1 protein-coding gene is annotated in these 337 nt (G+C 67.7%); it reads right to left on the bottom strand.

The genetic code is table 11. The features are described from left to right. Nucleotides 1-10: 10 nt before the first annotated feature. The coding region (locus D9V41_RS18110) for a hypothetical protein (protein WP_166376124.1) at nt 11-337 on the bottom strand (327 nt) is incomplete at its 5' end.

Genomic DNA, 337 nt, shown 5'->3' with positions numbered 1-337 from the left:
CGTGTATCCCTCACAGGTCGTCGCACACCGTCACGCGGTACAACTGGACCGAACCTTCCGTAGCGACCAGTTCGGTGGTCTGCGGATCGGGCCGGCGCAGTCCGGCCAGCAGGGTGTTGCGGTAGCCGGCGCCGTTGAAGTCCGCGATGTACAGCTCGGAGGAGTCGGCGAGTTCGTCGGCGGCGGCGCAGAGGCGGTCGCGGTTCTCCGGCCGGTCGGCGTGCTCGATCGAGTGGAAGATCTCCAGCTCCTCCTCACTCGCCTCGTAGAACATGTACGCAGGGGCCGTGCGGATTCCCGTGAGGGCGTAGATGAACGGCGTGCCGGCCCCCGGCTC

Origin of the sequence: Aeromicrobium phragmitis (assembly GCF_003674095.1) — a bacterium.
GTDB lineage: Bacteria > Actinomycetota > Actinomycetes > Propionibacteriales > Nocardioidaceae > Aeromicrobium > Aeromicrobium phragmitis.
Note: the sequence above shows the minus strand (reverse complement) of the source record. Positions and strands in the feature narration are given on the sequence as shown.